14 protein-coding genes are annotated in these 15,606 nt (G+C 62.9%); 6 read left to right on the forward strand and 8 right to left on the reverse strand.

The features are described 5' to 3' along the window. Positions 1-81 precede the first annotated feature (81 nt). On the reverse strand, positions 82-1,098 hold the full coding sequence (locus H0241_RS13990; protein ID WP_181058255.1) for a sugar ABC transporter substrate-binding protein: 1,017 nt from the start codon (positions 1,096-1,098) through the stop codon (positions 82-84). Positions 1,099-1,306: 208 nt separating this feature from the next. On the opposite strand from H0241_RS13990, the gene H0241_RS13995 reads away from it, so the two are divergent. From H0241_RS13995 to H0241_RS14010, 4 genes are all read left to right on the forward strand, one after another. Beyond that, positions 1,307-2,533 (forward strand): ROK family transcriptional regulator, encoded by a 1,227-nt coding sequence (locus H0241_RS13995; RefSeq protein ID WP_181058256.1) that lies wholly within the window; start codon positions 1,307-1,309, stop codon positions 2,531-2,533. Next, the gene (locus H0241_RS14000) at positions 2,534-2,980 is read left to right on the forward strand and encodes an RbsD/FucU family protein (RefSeq protein ID WP_181058257.1); all 447 of its coding nucleotides are present in this window, start codon (positions 2,534-2,536) and stop codon (positions 2,978-2,980) included. Continuing rightward, the gene (locus H0241_RS14005) at positions 2,977-3,900 is read left to right on the forward strand and encodes a carbohydrate kinase family protein (protein ID WP_181058258.1); all 924 of its coding nucleotides are present in this window, start codon (positions 2,977-2,979) and stop codon (positions 3,898-3,900) included. Before H0241_RS14000 ends, H0241_RS14005 begins: the two co-directional genes overlap by 4 nt. 294 nt (positions 3,901-4,194) lie before the next feature. Beyond that, a complete protein-coding gene (locus tag H0241_RS14010; protein WP_181058259.1) occupies positions 4,195-5,337 on the forward strand; it encodes a DegT/DnrJ/EryC1/StrS family aminotransferase in 1,143 nt (380 codons plus the stop codon). Between the two features lie 203 nt (positions 5,338-5,540). Here H0241_RS14010 and cysQ read toward each other — a convergent pair whose 3' ends face one another. From cysQ to H0241_RS14030, 4 genes are read right to left on the reverse strand one after another with little or no spacing between them, the layout of a single operon-like run. After that, positions 5,541-6,329 (reverse strand): 3'(2'),5'-bisphosphate nucleotidase CysQ, encoded by a 789-nt coding sequence (gene cysQ / locus H0241_RS14015; protein WP_181058517.1) that lies wholly within the window; start codon positions 6,327-6,329, stop codon positions 5,541-5,543. A gap of 10 nt (positions 6,330-6,339) precedes the next feature. Then, entirely contained in the window at positions 6,340-8,277 is a 1,938-nt protein-coding gene (cysN, locus tag H0241_RS14020) for a sulfate adenylyltransferase subunit CysN (protein ID WP_181058260.1), read from the reverse strand. A 2-nt stretch (positions 8,278-8,279) separates the two neighbouring features. Next, positions 8,280-9,185, reverse strand: a complete 906-nt coding sequence (cysD, locus tag H0241_RS14025) for a sulfate adenylyltransferase subunit CysD (protein ID WP_181058261.1) — start codon at positions 9,183-9,185, stop codon at positions 8,280-8,282. Positions 9,186-9,223: 38 nt separating this feature from the next. Further along, the gene (locus H0241_RS14030) at positions 9,224-9,658 is read right to left on the reverse strand and encodes a hypothetical protein (RefSeq protein WP_181058262.1); all 435 of its coding nucleotides are present in this window, start codon (positions 9,656-9,658) and stop codon (positions 9,224-9,226) included. On the opposite strand from H0241_RS14030, the gene H0241_RS14035 reads away from it, so the two are divergent. Then, positions 9,658-10,941 carry an O-antigen ligase family protein gene (locus H0241_RS14035; RefSeq protein WP_181058263.1) on the forward strand — a complete coding sequence of 428 codons (1,284 nt, stop codon included), beginning with the start codon at positions 9,658-9,660 and terminating at the stop codon, positions 10,939-10,941. The two genes, H0241_RS14030 and H0241_RS14035, sit on opposite strands and share 1 nt — an antisense overlap. Beyond that, entirely contained in the window at positions 10,938-11,876 is a 939-nt protein-coding gene (locus H0241_RS14040; RefSeq protein WP_181058264.1) for an NAD-dependent epimerase/dehydratase family protein, read from the forward strand. The genes H0241_RS14035 and H0241_RS14040 overlap by 4 nt, the downstream gene beginning before the upstream one ends. 10 nt (positions 11,877-11,886) lie before the next feature. Here the strand turns inward: H0241_RS14040 and H0241_RS14045 are convergent, their stop codons facing one another. The 3 genes from H0241_RS14045 to H0241_RS14055 all read right to left on the reverse strand — a co-directional run bounded on the left by H0241_RS14045 (position 11,887) and on the right by H0241_RS14055 (position 15,518). Then, positions 11,887-12,420 (reverse strand): sugar transferase, encoded by a 534-nt coding sequence (locus tag H0241_RS14045; protein ID WP_181058265.1) that lies wholly within the window; start codon positions 12,418-12,420, stop codon positions 11,887-11,889. Between the two features lie 17 nt (positions 12,421-12,437). Next, the gene (locus tag H0241_RS14050; protein WP_181058266.1) at positions 12,438-13,370 is read right to left on the reverse strand and encodes a glycosyltransferase family 2 protein; all 933 of its coding nucleotides are present in this window, start codon (positions 13,368-13,370) and stop codon (positions 12,438-12,440) included. 159 nt (positions 13,371-13,529) lie between these two features. After that, a complete protein-coding gene (locus tag H0241_RS14055; RefSeq protein ID WP_181058267.1) occupies positions 13,530-15,518 on the reverse strand; it encodes a nucleoside-diphosphate sugar epimerase/dehydratase in 1,989 nt (662 codons plus the stop codon). Between the last annotated feature and the right edge of the window lie 88 nt (positions 15,519-15,606).

Raw genomic sequence — 15,606 nt, forward strand, 5'->3', positions numbered from 1 at the left:
CGACGCCTCACCGTCAGGGGGCGCCAGCAGCGCCCCCTTCGGTGTGGACAATAGTATTGGTTTAACGATGTTGAAAGACACTCAACCCCAGCAGAGCTTCAGGCCTTCCTCGACCGAGATCGACGTCACACCTTCAGCCGGCTTGGCTGTGATGAGCTGCGCGCCGGTGTCGAGGAAACCCATCTTCGGATCGATATCGGGAATCTTGCCGGAGACGATCGCGTCCAGCGCCATGGCCGCCATCTTCAGCGGATATTGCTGGCTGGTTGCGCCGATTACGCCTGCCTCAACATTCTTCACGCCGGGGCAGCCGCCGTCGATCGAAACGATCATCACGCTGCCATCATCCTTGCCCACTGCCTTCAGCGCTTCCCAAGCGCCGGCGGCGGCCGGCTCATTGATCGTGTACACCACATTCACGTCCGGGCACTTCTGCAGCGCATTCTCCATCGCGGTGCGGCCTTTTTCCTGGTCGCCCTGGCTGATTTCGTGATCGCAGATGCGCTTGTCGTCTTCGTCGCCGTATTTGTTCGGATCCTTCACGTCGATACCGAAGCCCTGCATGAAGCCCTGGTCACGCAGAAAGTCGACAGTCGGCTGGTTGGTCGCGAGATCGAGGAAGACGATCTTGGCGTCTGCCGCCTTGTCGCCCAGCGTCTTGGCGGCCCACTGACCGATCAGCATGCCGGCCTTGCGGTTGTCGGTTGCAAAGGTCGCGTCGGCTGCGTCCATCGGATCGAGCGGTGTATCGAGCACGATCACCTTGAGACCTGCATCGCGCGCCTTCTTGATGGTCGGCACGATCGCCTTCGAGTCGCTCGGCACGATGGCAAAGCCCTTGGCGCCGGCCGAGATCAGGTTCTCGATCGCCGCCACCTGGCCGTCATTGTCGCCATCGAACTTGCCGGCGGCGGTGATCAGCGTAACGCCAAGTTCCTTGGCCTTGGCCTGAGCGCCCTCGCGCATCTTGACAAAGAACGGATTGGTTTCGGTCTTGGTGATCAGGCCGACGGTATCGGCCGCATATGAGGCGCTTGCCATAGCGCCATAAAAGGCAAGGCCGGCAAAAGCCGCCTTCATGATAGTCCATTTACCCATGACTTCCTCCCAGTAGAACCACCTTCAGCGCCGGCCAACCGGCGCCTGGCGCCCACTGAAGTTCTCCCAGTGTGGACGCAACGTCAAATGACACCAGCGAGAGGCGCCTGTCAATAATTAAATCACTCTTATTTATTATTGACAGTATTGCGTCGTTCACACATTCTGCCGCAAAAGCAGCGAGAATAAACCAAGGGAAGGAACAAGGGTGGAGACCGGCATTGCGAGGCACGGTTCGCCCGAGGCGGCCGCCAGCCGTCTCCACCGTGGCACCAACCAGAGCGGCATGCGCGACCACAATGAGCGGCTGGTGCTGTCGCTGGTGCGCCAGCATGGCAGCCTAGCCAAATCAGACATTGCGCGCATGACCGGGCTTTCGGCGCAGACCGTCTCGGTTATCATGCGCGAACTGGAGGAAGACAGCCTGCTGCTGCGCCAGGCGCCGTTGCGCGGCAAGATCGGCCAGCCTTCCATCCCGATGGCGCTCAACCCCGAAGGCGCCTTCTTCATCGGCCTCAAGATCGGCCGCCGCAGTGCCGAACTGGTGCTGATCGATTTCCTTGGGCATGTGCGCTCGATGCTGCAGCACTCCTATCGTTATCCGGCGCCGCGCGAGACGGTGGAGTTCGTCACCGAAGGCATGAAGACGATGCGCGCCGAACTGACACCGGCGCAGGACAAGCGCATTGCCGGGCTCGGCATCGCCATGCCGTTCGAACTGTGGAACTGGGTGGACACCGCCGGTGCGCCGCGCGACATCATGGACGAGTGGCGCCATCGCGACATCCGCGCCGACATCCAGTCGCAATGCGAATTCCCGGTTTATCTGCAGAACGACGCGACGTCAGCCTGCGGCGCCGAACTGGTGTTCGGCCAGACCGGCGGCGCGCGTGACTTCGTCTATTTCTATATCGGCGCCTTTGCCGGCGGCGGCATCGTGCTCAACGGCCGACTGTTTGGTGGACCAACGGGCAATGCCGGGGCGCTGGGCTCGATGCCGGTGCCGGGGCCGGACGGCAAGCCGACGCAGCTCATCGACGTCGCCTCGATCGCCATGCTGGAAAAGGCGCTTAACGCACGCGGCGTCGAGGCTTCGCATCTGTGGACGTCGCCTGAGGATTGGGGCGAGATCGGCCACGAGCTCGACGACTGGATCACCAATGCCGCTCGGGCGCTCGCCTACGCCATTGTCGCGGCGTCCTCGGTGATCGATTTCGAGGCGGCGGTCATCGACGGCTGGATGCCGCTCGCGGTGCGGCGCCGGCTCGTGGATGCGATCAAAGAGGCCATCAGTTCGATCGATGGCGAAGGCCTGAAGCTGCCGCTGGTGCGTGAAGGCACGGTCGGTATCCATGCCCGCGCGCTCGGCGGCGCCAGCCTGCCGCTGTCCGAACGCTTCCTCATCGGTTCGACCACGATTTCCAGGAGCACCTGAATGCTGATCGGTATTCCGTCGCTGCTCGGTCCGGAGCTTCTGGCGACCTTGCGCGCCATGGGCCATGGCGACGAGATCGCGCTTGTCGACGGCAACTACCCGGCCGAGGAGCAGGCAAACCGACTGGTGCGGGCCGACGGTCATCATCTCATGCCGGTGCTCGACGCCATATTGAGCGTGCTGCCGGTGGACGACTTTGTGCCGGAAGCGCTGTTTCGTGCCTCGGTCAGGGGCGATCCCTCGGTTGCCGATCCGGTCCACCGTGAAATCGAGGCGATCTGCACCAGGCGCGCGCCGGGCCGCAAGGTGGTTGCGCTGGCCGGCGCCGACTTCTATGCACGCGTCCGGTCGGCGTATGCGATCGTCGCGACCAGCGAACCGAGGCTCTATGCCAACATCATCATCCGCAAAGGCGTGATCTATCCGCCGGAAAGCCCGAAATCATGATCCTCTGCTGCGGCGAAGCCCTGATCGACATGCTGCCGCGCACCACCACGCAGGGCGAGCCGGCCTTTGCGCCCTATGTCGGCGGCGCGGTGTTCAACACGGCGATCGCGCTTGGCCGCCTCGGCGCGCCGGCCGGCTTCTTTTCCGGCCTGTCGTCGGATCTGTTCGGCGGCCAGTTCCGCGAGGCGCTGGGCGCAAGCAAGGTCAGTTCCACCTATGCCCACACCTCCCCTCGACCCACCACGCTCGCGTTCGTACGGCTGACCAACGGCCAGGCGACCTACACTTTCTATGACGAGAACACCGCCGGGCGCATGCTGACGACAGAGGATCTGCCGGAACTCGGCGCCGAGATCGAAGCCATGCTGTTCGGCGCCATCAGCCTGATTTCGGATCCGGCGGGCGCGGCTTACGAGGAATTCATGAAGCGCGAGCACCAGCGCCGCGTCATGATGCTCGATCCCAACATCCGGCCGAACTTCATCCCCGACAAGGCCAAGCATCTCCGCCGCATCCGCTCGATGATGGCGATGGCCGATATCGTCAAACTGTCGGATGAGGATCTGCACTGGTTCGGCGAGGCCGGCTCGCATGAGGACGTCATCCGCAACTGGCTGGACCGCGGGCCAAAGCTGATCGTCGTCACCCATGGCAGCGAAGGCGCCGTCGGCTACAGCCGCGAGCATAAGGTCACAGTGATGCCGCAGAAGGTGGAGGTGGTCGACACGGTCGGCGCCGGCGACACTTTCAATGCCGGCATTCTTGCCTCGTTGCACGAACAGGGTCTGCTCACCAAGGCTGATATCGGCGGCCTTTCCGAGGACGCAATCCGCCAGGCGCTGGCGCTCGGCGCCAAGGCGGCGGCAGTGACCGTGTCGCGGGCCGGCGCCAATCCGCCCTGGCGGCATGAAATCGCCTGATCGACGCGCCTTCCGGCCAGTAGCCGCCACGAGAGCCGATCACTTTATGTTTCCGCGAGCCGGAAAGGCGCGATAAATTAGCCGCGTCACGTCCCGGAAAGCCCGGATTTCCGGCATCTTGCTGCAGTGCGGCAAAAACCTGTGGTAACAGGCTGCGACACCTCGGCCACCGGCCGCCTGGCCCGGCCGGCTTTCTCGACCGGCCCAACTCTGGTACCAGCGGGCCGGTTAAGTTGTTGTTTCTGCGCGTATCGTTATCTCCCGGACCGCGCGCATTACCGTTTTGAGGCCGACATGCAGTTCATCGATCTTGGCGCGCAGCGCGAACGTATCCGCGACCGGCTGAAGGCCGCCATCGACAATGTCGTCGAGGAAGGCCGCTACATCCTCGGGCCGCAGGTCACCGAATTCGAAAACAAGCTCGCCGCCTATATCGGCACCAAGCATGTCGTGGCCTGTGCCAACGGCACCGACGCGCTGCTTTTGCCGCTGTTTGCCGCCGGCATCGGTCCGGGCGACGCGGTGTTCGTGCCGAGCTTCACCTTCGCCGCAACGGCGGAAGTGGTGGCGTTGGCAAAGGCCGAACCGGTGTTCGTCGATGTCGACGCCGAGACCTACAACATCGATATCGCCAGCCTCGAGGCGGCGATCGCGATGATCAAGAAGGAAGGCCGGCTGAAGCCGAAGGCGATCATTCCGGTCGATTTGTTCGGGCTCGCCGCCGACTACGAGGCGATCATGGCAATTGCCAAGCGCGAAGGGCTGCTGGTGATCGAGGATGCGGCGCAGTCTATCGGCGGCTCGGCTGACGGCAAGATGTGCGGCGCCTTCGGCCATGTCGGCTCGACCAGCTTCTATCCGGCGAAGCCTCTGGGCTGCTACGGCGATGGCGGCGCCATGTTCACCAATGACGACGCTCTGGCCGACCAGCTTCGCTCGTTTGCCTTCCACGGCAAGGGCGAGACGCAGTACGACAATGTCCGCGTCGGCATCAATTCACGCCTCGACACGATCCAGGCGGCGATCCTGATCGAGAAGCTCGCCATCCTCGAAGACGAGATGGTCGCCCGCCAGGTGGTTGCAGACCGTTACGCAGCGGGCCTCGGCGACATCGTCAAGGCGTCGCGCAATCTGGGCGGTGGCCGCTCGGCCTGGGCGCAGTATGCCATCGAGACGCCGAAGCGCGACGGCTTGCGGGCGCATCTGACCGAAAAGAAGATCCCGTCGGTGATCTACTATGTGAAGCCGCTGCACGAGCAGGTCGCTTACAAGAACTATCCGCGCACGCCGACGGGCCTTACGGTTTCGGAAGAGCTGCCGAAGCGGATCCTGTGCCTGCCGATGCATCCCTATCTCAGCGAAGCCGACCAGGACCGCATCATCGAAACGATCCGCAATTATATTGGGTCGAACTCGGCGCACGTGGCGGCGGCTTAACACTGCAGGGTCAGCGCGAAGCACCCCCCTCTGCCCTGCCGGGCATCTCCCCCTCAAGGGGGGAGATTGGCAGCTTCTTGCACCTCGCTCATTCCTGCGACGAAGATTGGCGAAAGCCGAGATGACATCCAATCTCCCCCCTTGAGGGGGAGATGTCCGGCAGGACAGAGGGGGGCCGTGAAGGATCTCAGCCCCGGCAGGCTTCAAGCCGCTTCCGCCGCTTTCCCGCTGGCAATAAAATGCGGGTTGGCGAAATCTTCGTCGTCGCTCTGCTTGCGCTTGCCATAGGCCAGCGGCTCACCGTCCAGCGTGCGCGTCATGCCGCCGGCGGCGCGCAACACGGCGTCACCGGCAGCCGTGTCCCATTCCATGGTGCGGCCGAAGCGCGGGTAGATGTCGGCTTCGGCGGCGGCGAGCAGGCAGAACTTCAGCGATGAGCCGACCGAGACGATCTCGGCGGCGCCTAGGTCCCTGATGAAGGCTTCGGTCTCCGGCGTGTTGTGCGAGCGGCTGGCAACGACGGCCAGCGGCGTCACCGCCGTCCTGACCGAAATCCGCCGGCGGCCGACAATGCGGAAATCGTCGTCGACTTCGATTGCTTCCGCCCTGCCCGGCCGTCCCGAAAAGAAGCGACCGCTGCAGGGTGCGAAGACGACGCCGACTTCCGGCACGCCGTGGCGGATGAGCGCGATGTTGACGGTGAAATCAGTCCTGCGGTTGACGAACTCCTTGGTGCCGTCGAGCGGATCGATCAGGAAGAAGGCGCCATCGAGATCGGGCGGCACGATGCCGGCGGCGACCTCTTCCTCGGCGACGCAGGGGATGTCGGGAAAGGCCGTACGCAGGCCGGCAAGGATGATCGTCTCGCTCTCGCGGTCGGCTTCCGTCACCGGCGAGGAGTCTGACTTGCTGTCGACCGCGCAGCCGACCTTGAAGACTCGCATCACCTCGCGCCCGGCTTCGAGCGCCAGGCGCTCGAACAGGCCAAGCATCACCTCGTCGTCAGATGCCGCCGCCGGCTTCGTATTGGTCTTCAGCAATGTCGCGCTCGTTCAGCCAGTGTTCCAGAGCCTCTACCATCTCCTCAGCCGTCTTGCCGAGTGTCTTAAGATGGATTTCCGGTTTTTCCGGGGCTTCATACGGTGAATCGACGCCGGTGAAGTTTTTGATCTCGCCATTCAGCGCCCGCGCGTAAAGGCCTTTGGGGTCGCGCCTTGCGCATTCTTCGAACGGTGTATCGACGAACACTTCGACGAATTCACCGTCGGCCATCAACTCCCTGGCCATGCGCCGCTCGGCGCTGAACGGCGAGATGAAGGAGACAATGACGATCAGCCCGGCATCGGCCATCAGCTTGGCGACTTCGGCGACGCGGCGGATGTTTTCGACGCGGTCTGCATCGGTGAAGCCGAGATCGCGGTTGAGGCCGTGGCGGACATTGTCGCCATCCAGAATGTAGGTGTGGCGCCCGGAGGCGAACAGCTTCTTCTCGAGCAGGTTGGCGATGGTCGACTTGCCCGAGCCGGAAAGCCCGGTGAACCAGAACACGGCCGGGCGCTGGCCCTTCAGGTCGGAGCGGCCGCGCTTGCCGACATCGAGCGACTGCCAGTGGATGTTTTCGGCGCGACGCAGCGTATGCAGGATCATGCCAGCGCCGACGGTGGCGTTGGTGATGCGGTCGATCAGGATGAAGGCGCCGGTGGTGCGGTTGTCGGCGAAGGTGTCGAAGGCGATCGGCGCCCGGGTCGAGATGTTGCAAATGCCGACTTCGTTCATGTCGAGCGACTTTGCCGCCTCGCGGGCGAAATCGTTGACGTTGACGCGGTATTTCAGGTCGGTGACCGTTGCGCTCGTCTGGTCGGTCTCGGTGCGCAGGATGTAGGAGCGGCCCGGCAACAGCGCTGCCTCGTCGAACCAGACGATGTTGGCGGCGAACTGATCGGCGACCTGCGGCCGTGCCGCAGGCGACACCAGCATGTTGCCTCTGGAGACCTCGACCTCGTCATCGAGCACAAGGGTGATGGCCTGGCCGGCGACGGCCTGGGTGAGATCGCCGCCGTGCGCGACGATGCGCTTTACCCGCGAGGCCTTGCCGGATTTGGCGACGACCACCTCGTCGCCCTGCGCGACCTGGCCGGAGGCGATCGTGCCGGCAAAGCCGCGGAAGTCGAGATTGGGCCGGTTGACATACTGCACCGGAAACCGGAACGGCAGTTCGACCGCGGCCTCGTCAACCGAGACGGTTTCGAGATGCTCGATCAGAGTCGGGCCTGAATACCACGCCGTCTTGTCGGAGCGGCTGGTGACATTGTCGCCGTAGCGGGCCGACATCGGGATCGGGGCGATCGTCTGGAAGCCGAGCTCGTGCGAGAACTGGCGGTAATCCTCGACGATGCGGTCGAACACCGCCTGGTCGAAATCGACGAGGTCGATCTTGTTGACGGCAAGCACGATGTGGCGAATGCCGAGCAGCGAGGCGATGATCGAATGGCGCCTGGTCTGGCGCAGCACGCCCTGGCGCGCATCGATCAGCACGATGGCGAGATCGGCGGTCGAAGCGCCGGTCGCCATGTTGCGGGTGTATTGTTCGTGGCCAGGTGTGTCGGCGACGATGAATTTGCGCTTTGGCGTGGCAAAGAAGCGATAGGCGACGTCGATGGTGATGCCCTGCTCGCGCTCGGCCTCGAGGCCGTCGACCAAAAGCGCGAAGTCGATGTCGTCGCCGGTGGTGCCGTGCTTGCGGGAATCGCGTTCGAGTGCCGCGAGCTGATCCTCGAAGATCTGCTTGGTGTCGGACAGAAGGCGGCCGATCAGCGTCGACTTGCCGTCGTCGACCGAGCCACAGGTGAGGAAGCGCAGCAGCGACTTCTTCTCCTGCGCCGCCATGTATTCACGGATGCCATCGGTGGGGGCGAGGCTCTTGGCCAGGATGTGGCGCATGCTCAGAAATACCCCTCGCGCTTCTTTTTTTCCATGGAGCCGGCTTCATCACGGTCGATGAGGCGGCCCTGGCGCTCGGAGGTGCGCGCCGTCAGCATCTCGCCGACAATGGCTTCGAGTGTGTCGGCGTCGGATTCAATGGCGCCGGTCAGCGGATAGCAGCCGAGCGTGCGGAAGCGCACCAGGCGGCTCTCCACCGTCTCTCCGGGGCGCAATTGCATGCGGTCGTCATCCTTCATGATCAGCATGCCGTCGCGTTCGACTACCGGCCGCTCCTTGGCGAAGTAGAGCGGAACGATCGGGATGTTTTCCTGCAGAATGTATTGCCAGATGTCGAGCTCGGTCCAGTTCGACAGCGGAAAGACGCGGATCGATTCACCCGGCGCGATGCGGGTGTTGAAGATCTTCCACATTTCCGGCCGCTGGTTCTTCGGGTCCCAGACATGCTGGGCGTTGCGGAAGGAAAAGATGCGCTCCTTGGCGCGCGACTTCTCCTCATCGCGCCGCGCACCGCCAAAGGCGGCGTCAAAGCCGTATTTGTCGAGCGCCTGGCGCAGCGCCACCGTCTTCATCACATGGGTGTGGGTGTTCGAGCCGTGGTCGAAGGGGTTGATGCCGTCGCGCACACCGTCTTCGTTGACGTGGACCAGGAGGTCGAAGCCGAGTTTCTGCGCCATCTGGTCGCGAAAGGCGATCATCTCGCGGAACTTCCAGGTGGTGTCGACATGCAGGAAGGGGAAAGGCGGCTTGGCCGGGTAAAAGGCCTTCATCGCCAGATGCATCAGCACGGAGGAATCCTTGCCGACGGAATAGAGCATCACCGGCTTGGAGAAGGAGGCAGCAACCTCACGGAAGATGTGGATGGATTCGGCCTCGAGCCGCTGCAGGTGCGTAAGTGCAATGTTCATGGACTGTGAGCGTTCTCTCGTGCCATCCAGACCTTGCATCAGATGGATCGGGCGTCCTTCTCAGCCACCCGGTTCAAGCTTCTCTGCTGGACATTATTTGGTTCGTGCCGGCGTTTTAGCAGATCGCCACCTGATATAACAACGCTGGAAAGGCCGGCGGCTAGGCCGATCGGGAACGAATTTTCCATGAAAAACCCAAAATCCGGAAAATCCTGCCCAGTGTGCCGATAGCCCTCGAAGGCCGGGAAAAATCTTGCCTGAACCCAGGGAAAGCGGCCGGTCCGGTGGATACTTCCGCTGTGCGATGCGGCCACGCCACCGATTTCGACGGCTGCAAGATCGCGCCGCACTATCGAAAACCGGACCCAGCCGCTATACCGGCTCCTGAACCCGCGCCGGGCGGAATGCTGCAAAAGCCCCGCCAAAACACCGTCCGTCGCCAAGCGACCCCAGCGCATTGTGAACCAGAGCATTGACCCCGATTTCCACCATCAAGCAGCACGTCTCGCCCGCACGGATCAACATCACCTTCTCCATCCTCTGCTTCTTTTGCCCGCCTGTGCTGGGATCGACGGTCAGCTTTGTGTTCAATGGCGGCGGCCTGTGGTCGGTGTTTCTGCTTGCGCTGAAAAGACGGCGTTTCAACATCGACCGGCCGATGGTCGCGATGACGGTGGCGATCTATGCCTATTGCGCAGCCAGCGTCCTCGCCTCCATCGTCAACAATTCGATCGCCAGGGATGCGCCGCATCTGGCAGGGCTGATCACCTTCCTGTTTTTCCCCGTCTCATACGCGACGTGGAGCATTACCGAGAAAACCACGCTGACGCGCATCGTCGTGCTGGCGAGCGCCGCCGCTTGTTTTGGCGCCCTGCTGCTGGCGATCATGCAATATTACTGGCTGGGCATGCGGGCCGAAGGCGGCGCCGGCAATGCGATCGTGTTCGCGACCGTCGCCTGTCTCAGCGTGATGATGTGCCTGGCAGGCGCCCTGGCGGGCATCGAAAAGAACAAGGCCCTGCTCGCCTGCGCCACACTGGCCGGTGCGGTCGCCATTCTCTATTCGGGGTCGCGGATCATCTGGCTGGCGATGCTGGTGGCCGGCATCGCCGTCCTGCTGATCAACCGTCGCAAGCTCAACAACAGAAACGCCATTCGCCTTTTGCTGATTGCGGGCGCGACCGGCATCGTCATCGCTGTCGTCGGCCTCCCCATCATTTCCGAGCGCGCGGCCTTCCTGTTCAGCGACTGGGATGCGCTCGCCACGAAGGGTGACCACACAACCGCGCTCGGCTTGCGCGCAGCACTTTGGCAGATCGGCCTCCGCGCCTTCCTTGACATGCCGATTTTCGGTCACGGCATTGCTGCAAGCCGTGACCTGATAAAGGATGGATTCCACAATCAGTTCAACATGCCGTCCGTGGGCTTCAGCCATTTCCACAATGGCTTCCTCACCGCATTGGTGCAGGCGGGGCTGCTTGGCGCCATAGCCTTGGCGGCTATTTTCGTCGTTGCCGCAAGAAATGCGGCCGTCGTGCTGCGCACCAGCACCGATACGATCGAGCGGTTTGGCGCCACGATGATTGTCGTTACCGTGATCACCTATCTCATCGGCGGCCTGACCGGCATCCTGGTCGGCCACGACATCCTCGATTCGACGTTGATGGTGTTCCTTGTGTCCGGGACCTATCTTGCATCGGGCCGGCAACAGGCGTTGCCGGAACCGGCCTCGACGCCGCAGGCAAGCCAGCCGTGAAAGTGCTGGTCACAGGCGCGACGGGTTTCATCGGCAGGCAGGTCGTCAACCAGCTTGGCGAAGCCGGGTTCGAAGTACGCATGGCATCGCGTCGCCCACAACAGGTCGATCCCGCGAGCGATGCCGTGCTGTTGCCGGACTTCGACGCGCCGGCCCAGGCATTCCAGGCGCTGATGCGAGATGTCACCCATGTCGTCCACTGTGCGGCTCTCAACAATGACCGCAAGGCAAGCGAGGCCGACTTCCTGGCCGCCAACGCGACACTGACCGCACAGCTGGCGCACGCGGCCGCCTGGCGGACAAGCGGGCGTTTCATCTATCTGTCATCGATCCGGGCGGTTGCCGGTCCCCGTTTCAGCGGAATGATCAGCGAGGTGACACCCCCTGCCCCGCAATGCGCCTATGGGCGCTCGAAACGCGAAGGCGAGATCAGGACGCTGGAAGCCTATGCGTCCAGGCCCACCGACGCCACGGCGCTGCGCCTGCCGCCGGTTTATGGCGAAGGCATGAAGGGAAACCTGGCGACGCTGATGCGTCTGGCCGACACCACGATCCCGCTGCCAGTTTCCGCCTTGCCCGGCGTGCGTTCGCTGATGTCGTCCGAAACCGCGGCGGCGACGGTGCTGCACCTGCTGCATCGTTCGCAGCCGCTTGCCCCCGTCTATGTCGCCTGCGACGCCCCCCCTCTACCGATCGGCGCGATCATCGGTGCTTTCCGGCGGGGTTTCGGGCGGCCACGAAGGCTGTTTGCCATCCCCGCCAGCCTGCTGCGGGCTGCTGCGACCGCGCTCGGCAAAGGCAGTTTGTGGGAGAACATGACGGCGACGCAGATATGCGATCCGTCCCTGCTGGTTTCCGAAGGCTGGGTGCCGCAAGCCGACGCGCTGGAGCGTCTGGTCGAAACAGCACGGCGCAGCCGGTCGGGCGCAGCTTAGCCCTGCCAGCCTAGAAAATCGTGCCTGTGAGAATGCGGATATCGAGGCCGATCGAGGCCGTCCTCAGATATTCGGCATCGGTCTCAGCGCAGAGCTTCGGATCCGACATGTCGATGCCTTTCATCTGCGCAAGCCCGGTAATGCCCGGAAGCGCCGCAAGCACACCCAATTGCCTGCGGCGTTCGATCAATTCCGTTTGGGTGGGCAGGCACGGCCGTGGCCCGACCAGGCTCATCTCGCCCACCAGCACATTCCACAGCTGCGGCAGCTCGTCGATCTTGAATTTTCGCAACACCGCGCCGGCGGCAGTGACGGAATTTGCCGGCGCCTGATGCGAGGGCAGAGACGGCGTTCCGACAACCATCGTTCGCAGCTTATGGCAGGCAAACAGCACGCCATTCTGGCCGACCCGGGTTTGCGAAAACAATGCGGGTCCAGGCGACGATAGCCTGATTGCCAGCATGGCAAGCAGGATAAAAGGCGACGCCAACGGCAAGAGAACCGCCGCCACGACGAGGTCGAAAGCTCGCTTGGGTCCCCTCATGGCCATCCCAGCATGCTCTAGATCCGCCGCCAGATGAAGGCCAGATAGAGCCCAAGCGTACCAGCCAGCGTCTGCCGGTAGACGCCGCTTTTCCGGAGAAGACGCAGGCGTCGCAAGACGCCGCCCTTGCGCGCCCTGATGAACAGGCCGAGGCAAGCGGCGGCATCCTTGGTGAGGATGTCGCGGTTGACAGCCAAACCGCTCAGATTGTGATCGGTCCAGACGGCGAACTCGCCCTTGAACAGACGTCCCAGCCGCGACAGCCGTGCCTTCCACGACACGTTGGCGCCGACCAGGTTTGCCTCATGCTGGCGGTAGCGCACCAGCGGCCGCGGGTCATAGCGGACAATGCCGCCTGCAGCGGTGACGATCAGATAGGTCCACCAGTCATGGCTGACGAACTCGGTCCTTGCCGATGCCTTTGCCAGCAGTTTTCGCGCCGCGCGGTTGATCATCATGGTGTTGCCGCCGGCAATGCTTTGCACAAGCGCATTGCGAAACGACGGCGGCTTTAGGAACAGCGGCGAATACCCTTGCGCCGCGCCGGTTTCGGACATGGTCGCGGTCCTCGAGCAAAACAGCAGCGGTGTTTCGGCATCGTGCGCCTGCATCCAGGCAATAGCGCTCTCCAGCCTGTCCGGCTCCCAGATGTCGTCCTGGTCGCAGAAGGCGTAGTAGTCGGCATCGATGCGCGGATCGATGATCATCGAGCGGAAGTTGGCGGCAAAGCCCTGGCGAGGGCCGTCCGACAGGGTCAACCGACCCTTGGACCAGCGGCTCTGCCAGGCGCCGATGATGGCAGAAGTGCCATCCGTCGAGCCGTCGTCGGAGACCCAGAGGTCGACAAGAGGATACGACTGCGCAAGCAGCGATGCGAGCTGCTCGTCAAGGAAAGTCGCGCCATCCTTCGTGCCCAGCAGCACGGCCACGCGCTGATCTTGTCTGCTCACTGGTTCAGAATCATCTGCAAACGCCTGGGACCGGCCATCGGATTGGTTTCAATAGCCAATAGCGCTCGATCAGGACAGGCTTTTTGTTTCCGCAATTCCTCAGGGAAAGCGCTGCGCGCTTTTCCCGGGAAAACCGCTCACACTTTTCCTGGAATTGCTTTAGCCCGCTTGTCCGACTGTTTTCGCAACGGTTTCCCGGCGTGCTTCACCTTGAGGCTTGTCCGCCTGATGAAGTCCGGCCATGACGGCGAGCGCGGCGGCCTTGTCCTGATCTCGCATGGCCGCCTGCAGCGATGTCAGCGCGGCCTGGACCTTGGGCCATCCCACGACATCGGTTCTGAGGCCAAAGATCTTGGGGATATCGAGCGCGACAATCTCCTCATTGCCGCCATGCAGCACCTCGTGAAGCTTCTCGCCCGGCCTGATCCCGGTGAACCGGATCGGAATGTCGGTGTAGGGGCTTTTGCCGGCCATGCGGATCATGGTTTCGGCGACTTCGAGGATCGGCACCGGCTTGCCCATGTCGAGCATGTAGATGGCGTAATCGTCCTTGCCCTGGCGCCGCTCGGCATCGGCCGCCGACATGATGACGAGGTCGACGGCTTCGGCCACCGTCATGAAGTAGCGGGTCATGCGGCGATCGGTGATGGTAACCGGACCGCCGGCCTCGATCTGCGCCTGGAAGATGGTGGCGACCGAGCCGTTGGAGCCGAAGACATTGCCGAACCGCACGGCGATGAACTTGGTGCCGGAGCGACGGCCATTGGGTTCGGTGGTGTGCGTTTCGTGCAGCGAAGAGACGATCTGCTCGGCGGCGCGTTTTGTCATGCCGAGCACCGAGGTCGGATCGACCGCCTTGTCGCTGGAAATCAGCAGGAACTGCGGCACGCCGCATTTGGCGGCAACCTCGGCGCAGACGAGGGTACCCAGAATGTTGGTCTGGATCGCCGATTCCCAGTTTTCCTCGAGCAGCGGCACATGTTTGAGCGCGGCGGCGTGGAAGATGATGTCGGGCTTGAAATCGCTGACGACGCGGGTGATCTGGCGCCGGTCGGTGACATCGACGATGCGGCTCTTGAGCCGGTCATGATCCTTCTCGTCGACCTGCTGGTCGAGCTGGAAAATCCCGAACTCCGAGATATCGGCGACCAGAACCGCCTCGGCGCCGAGTTCCAGCGACCGCTTGACCAGGATGCGGCCGATTGAGCCGGCGCCGCCGGTCACCAGGACGCGTTTGCCGCCGACGAAGCCGCCGATCCGCTCAATATCAGAAGGAACCGTGGAGCGACGAAGGATGGTTTCCATCTCGACGGCGTCGAGGACCAGCTTACCGCCCTGCCCGAGCTCCGAGACGCCGGAGAACTGGACGACGGCGATGCCGCTGTGGCGGGCGACACGGACCAGCTCCGAATACTCCTCGATCTCGCGTTCGGTGCCATTGCCAAAAATCAGCATGTCGAGGCTTTTGGTGCCTCTTGCATACTCTTCGAGGACCTCGACCAGGCGGGGCCGCACGCCCACCACCGGGACGCCCTGGATCTGCGTGCCCAGCGGCGCGCCGTTCTCGATGGCCATGATGCCGGCGATGGAATATTCGGCCGGCTGGGCCGTGCGCGTGAACCGGATGATAACGTCTGCTTCGCCGAGCCTGCCGACGAACAGCGCCTGCTTGATCGCCACGTTGTTTGCGTTGCGACTCAGGATGCGCCAGCTCGCGCCATCGCGCAGGAAGCGGTAGTAAAGCCGGGGCGCCGATATGATGGTGAAGGAGACGAGGAAAAAGACGATGAACTGGCGCTCGTTGAGCCCGGTCACCGGCTGAAACGATCGAACCGCCAGCGAGACGACATAGAGCGTGACGGTCAGGATCGCGCAGCTCTTCAGGATGTTGAAGAAGTCCGGCGTGGAGGCGAAACGCCACACGGTGTTGTAGAGGCCGCAATAGCGAAACAGGAGATGGCCTAGCACGACGATGAGCGTCCAGCAGGCGAGACCCGGATAAGACAGCGGATCGAACGACAGCCTCGACTGCGACAAAACAAGACTGAACGCCACCGCAACCAGGACCATGACAAGATCCTGGACCATGATGATGGCGCGCCGCATCTTCGGCCGAAGTCCGGACACGACTTCTACATAGGATGTCATTGGGTAGTACTGAACTCCAGGCGCAAGGACATGGACACTAACGTGGCACGAGAGCGACGGAAACCCGTCACCGATCACCAGTTTAGAA

Source organism: Mesorhizobium neociceri, from assembly GCF_013520985.1.
Taxonomy (GTDB): Bacteria; Pseudomonadota; Alphaproteobacteria; order Rhizobiales; family Rhizobiaceae; genus Mesorhizobium; species Mesorhizobium neociceri.